This window comes from Cytophagales bacterium (assembly GCA_019456305.1).
In the GTDB taxonomy this organism is placed as follows: domain Bacteria; phylum Bacteroidota; class Bacteroidia; order Cytophagales; family VRUD01; genus VRUD01.
On the sequence record VRUD01000140.1, the window covers coordinates 1 to 4,562 of the forward strand.

Sequence of the window (4,562 nt, forward strand, 5' to 3'; positions counted from 1 at the left end):
TGTTCCCACCGCCTGGTGACCAGTTGTATGTATATGGAAGCGTGCCTCCTGAAACTGATACTGTCGCTGCTCCGTCAAACCCTCCAAAACAATTCACTTCGTTAATGAGCATAGCGCTTGCTGTAGCTCCTCCAAGATCTGTTACGGTCACAAACCCGGATTGTGAGCAGTTATTTGAATCGGTCACGATCACTGTATAATTACCGGAAGCCAAACCTGTTGCAATAGGGGAAGTCTGTGCAAGAAGGTCATCCCATAAATAAGTGTATGATCCTACTCCTCCTGAAGCCGCAACTGTAGCCGTACCATCATTATTTCCGCAGGTTGCAGGATTTGAAGTTAACGATAAGGTAATGGCTGATGGTTCAGTGATGGTTACGTTAGCAGAGGTCGAACAATTGTTTACATCGGTAACGGTAACTGTATATGAACCGGGACCTAAGCCGGTGGCGGTTGAGTTTGTTCCCCCGCTTGGCGACCATGAGTATGAATGTATCCCGGTACCTCCTAAGGATGAAACCGTGGCAGTGCCGTCACCAAATCCGTTACATGTAATATCTGAACTGGATATTATGGAGGCGGTTAAGGCAGCAGGTTCAATGATGGTTATATTAGCAGTCGTCTGACAAAAGTTTGCGTCAGTTACAGTAACCGTATAGGTTCCCGGGCCTAAACCTGTAGCAGTAGAGTTTGTTCCTCCGCTGGGTAACCATAAGTATGAATGTGCTCCTGTACCTCCGGAAGATGAAACCGTAGCTGTACCATCAACAAATCCATTACATGTAATATCTGAGCTTGATGTTATAGAGGCAGACAAGGCATTTACTGTTATCGGGGTGCAGCTTGCAGTGCTTGTTCCGCATCCATTGCTTGCCGTTACGCACACATTACCGGATGTAGCGCCAAAATCAACAGTAATTGAAATGGTGTTTTGTCCTGCAGTTATGGTAGCTCCTGCCGGTACCGTCCAGTTGTAAGATGTGGCGCCTGCTACTGCTGTAATGGAATAAACTAAGCCTACCTGGCCGGGACAGACTGAGGTGGGGCCTGTGATGGCTCCAGGGGTGGCAGGAGCACCTCCGGCTGTAACCGTAACAGGAATGGTTATTTCATTACTGCATCCACAAAAGCCTAAATCTGTAACGGTTAAAGTAACATTATAAGTGCCGGCACTGGAGTAAGTATGATTAGGATCCTGAGCTAAAGAAAATGGGGGACCATCTCCGAAATTCCAGGTGTAGAATAAAAACGGGAAAAAGCAACCAGGAAATGAAGAGTTATTGGTGAAGTTTACCTGCTGCCCTACACAAACCGGATCTGGAGCGAAGGTGAAATCAGCAACAGGTGCATTCAATACTGTTACTGTAAAAGAAGGGTTATCACTGCAGGTCCCATTGGTAATTACTACATCGTAAGTAGTGGTAGTGGTGGGGCTAACGGTGATGCTCTGCGTAGTGGCTCCTCCTGGATTCCATAAGTATGAATCCCCTGATGAAGCTACAAGTATTGTAGAGCTTCCATCGCAAATATCGTTATCACCCGAAATACTACCTGGTGGCGGCTGGGCAATATAGACCAAAGTTGTAGGATCAGCCACTGCATTGCCGCAATTATCAATGAGTGTATTAGCATCAGTACCTGTAGTGACGGTAATTGTATAGGATGATCCAATTGTAAGAGAAGGGGTGAAATAAACTACGACTTGTATACTGAAGTTGCCACAATTTGTTCCTACAGCCCCGGTTACAGTAAAAGGGCCTCCCGGACCGGTTATTGTAAAATCACTTCCATCCGCAGCGATAGAGCTGCACAAAACAGGTTCTGACAGGGTTAAGGTCAGAGAATCTCCTCCACAAACTGTTAAAAACGAAACAGGTGTTGGTGGGATAACATCAAAAATTGATGCTGTTGACGGGCTGAAATCCAAAGTATAGCCATTCACGGTGCTGCTAAAATTACTTACGATCAAAACATAGGTTTCACCTGCATTCACAGGGAGTATATTGCTCCAGACACAGCCGGGTGAGTTGGTACAACAGTCCTCCCAATCGTTGGTAGCTGAAGTAGATAGTCCTGTCAAGCCCGGATCTACACAATAATTACATCTTACAGGAGTAATGGCGCCATTGCTAATATCTGAACAGTTGGCTCCGGTAAGATTATAGAGTGCAAAATCGTAATCGTCATTCATATCAAACGGAGTAATCACAAATTCCAGGTTACCGCCTGTTTGAATGTTCAAAACATACCATACCGAGTTCTTTTCGTTCTCACCAAGACAAGTATTTCCCGGGATTTCCTGCTGGTTGCCAAATCCAACGTAAGAATTTGGCTGCACAAAGGTATCCTGGCAAACGGGGATTGCGTAGGGGCAGTCTTGTTCAGGGTCAGGCGGGAGAAGCTTTGCGATTTCACCCTTCGTGTGAGATTGCTGACCCGCCCCGGCTTTATTTGGGTACCAAATTTTAGATTTATAGCTTTTTGTAGCTATCTGCTTCTCCAACAGTCGTTCATCTAAAGTTTTATATGGCGTTTGGGCGAATGAAATTGTCCCGGTAATGCCAATGCAGAAGAGAAGAAAAAGTTTTTTTTCCATAAATAATCTGCTTTTTTAAGGATTTTACAAAGCTGTTTACCTGATAAAACCGGTAATTTCTTACTCACAGTGTTATTTCTACAATTTCCTCAGATATAGGATATGGAATTGCTTCGTTATGTTTTTTCAGACTATCTAAATATCCTTTTATAGCATCTTGAATATTTTCTAAGGCTTCTTTACGAGTATTACCTTGCGAAATACATCCTGGTAAATTTGAGCATTCAACTACAAATATGCCATCTTCGTCTTGTGTAATTAAAATTCTAAACAATAAAGTTTTATCTTCCATTTGCTGCATTAAAAAAATAATACAAATGTAGTAAGCTTTTAATTAATAATGAAAAACCAAAGTTAGATTTTATTTTATTGATATGCAAATTTTTTTTGAAAAAAATGAAGAATAGTTTGTTGGAAAAATTATAGAAATAAAAAAAATCAGACAACTTTCTATGGTATAACCTCGTAGTTAGTAACTGGCAAGTTAGTAACCGTTAAGTTACTAATTGATTGGTTAGCAACTTTTTGAACTTTTATTAAATTATACATAACGACATAAATTTTGCAGTATTGGTTAATATTGGTTAACAGGCGGTTAATAAACGGTTAATAACGGTTGCGAAGAAAAACGGTTCATCAGCCGAAGGTTGCTGCCTCATGCAGAAAAGTAACCGATTTTAACCATTATTAACCGATATTAACTGTTTTTAACCTGTTCGTAATTATGCTGCATTAATTAAGTCGTTATGTATAGCATATATGGAATCACCATTTCAATTTGGAAAAACAGCACAGGGAAGTGCATTTACCAACAGGATAAAGGAAATCGAGCGTCTCTCAAACAATATAGAAAATAACATTCATACAATTTTAATTTCACCAAGAAGGTGGGGTAAAACATCGTTAGTAAAAAAAATTTCACAAAAATACGTCAATAAACAGCAATATAAATTCTGTTTTCTCGATCTGTTCAATGTTAGAAGTGAAAATGATTTTTATGAATACTTAGCTATTGAAGTCATAAAGTCAACGTCAACTAAAGTTGAAGAATGGTTTAAAACTGCCCGGACATTTTTATCAAAAATTTCACCGAAATTATCTATGAGTGCAGGCACAGATACCGATTTGAGCATCCGGTTTGATATCCATGAGAACGATAGATCAATCTTTGAAATATTGAACCTGACAGAAAAAATCTCAAAACGAAAAAAAATAAGGATAATTCTTTGTATTGATGAATTTCAAAATATCGAAAATTTTAAAGACCCTTTAGGGTTTCAACAAAAGCTTCGGGCACAATGGCAGCATCATCAGCACGTCACTTATTGTTTGTATGGCAGTAAGAGGCACATGTTAATGAATTTGTTTGAAAGCCAGTCTTTACCATTTTATAAATTTGGTGACGTGATGTACCTGGAAAAGATCGCAAAAAAAGATTTGACAAAATTTATACTAAAAAACTTTGAACAAACTAATAAATCCATTCCTGTTGTTGTAGCTGAAAAGTTAGTTGATCTGATGGAATGCCATCCGCACTATGTCCAGCACCTGGCACATATTACCTGGAAAAACAGTAAGAAAAAAGTGACCGAAGTGATATTAGATCAATCCAAAGATGAGCTGGTATCTGTAAATTCACTTTTATTTGAAAAAATATTTGAATTATTAAGCAACGGGCAAATAAAGTTATTAAAAGCGCTAACTGATGGGATAAATGAGCATTTATCTTCCAAAGATGTGATCAGTAAATATGGGCTGGGAACATCTGCAAATGTTGCGAAAATGTTAAAAGCACTGGAAAATAAAGAAATAATAGACAGATTTGGGCCAGAATTGTCTTTTGTTGATCCTCTATTCAGACTTTGGTTAATAGAGATATTCAAAAAGTATACCTAAAAATCTAAATTAAAAAAAACAACTTAAATTGTAATCATTATTAACATCATGCATCAAATTATCAGTTACT

The 4,562-nt window shown here is 39.1% G+C and carries 3 protein-coding genes; 1 reads left to right on the forward strand and 2 read right to left on the reverse strand.

What is annotated here, in order from left to right; all coding sequences use genetic code 11:
* A partial coding sequence (locus tag FVQ77_17270) for a PKD domain-containing protein (protein MBW8052054.1) occupies positions 1–2,596 on the reverse strand: 2,596 nt, incomplete at its 3' end.
* Positions 2,597–2,660: 64 nt separating this feature from the next.
* Complete coding sequence (locus tag FVQ77_17275) at positions 2,661–2,888, reverse strand: type II toxin-antitoxin system HicB family antitoxin (protein MBW8052055.1); 228 nt, start codon at positions 2,886–2,888, stop codon at positions 2,661–2,663.
* A 467-nt stretch (positions 2,889–3,355) separates the two neighbouring features.
* On the opposite strand from FVQ77_17275, the gene FVQ77_17280 reads away from it, so the two are divergent.
* The gene (locus tag FVQ77_17280) at positions 3,356–4,492 is read left to right on the forward strand and encodes an ATP-binding protein (protein MBW8052056.1); all 1,137 of its coding nucleotides are present in this window, start codon (positions 3,356–3,358) and stop codon (positions 4,490–4,492) included.
* Positions 4,493–4,562: the final 70 nt, after the last annotated feature.

Excerpts from the sequence above, each read along its gene's own strand:
- FVQ77_17280 (MBW8052056.1), top strand. The coding sequence starts at position 3,356 with ATGGAATCACCATTTCAATTTGGAAAAACAGCACAGGGAAGTGCATTT.
- FVQ77_17275 (MBW8052055.1), bottom strand. The coding sequence starts at position 2,888 with ATGGAAGATAAAACTTTATTGTTTAGAATTTTAATTACACAAGACGAA.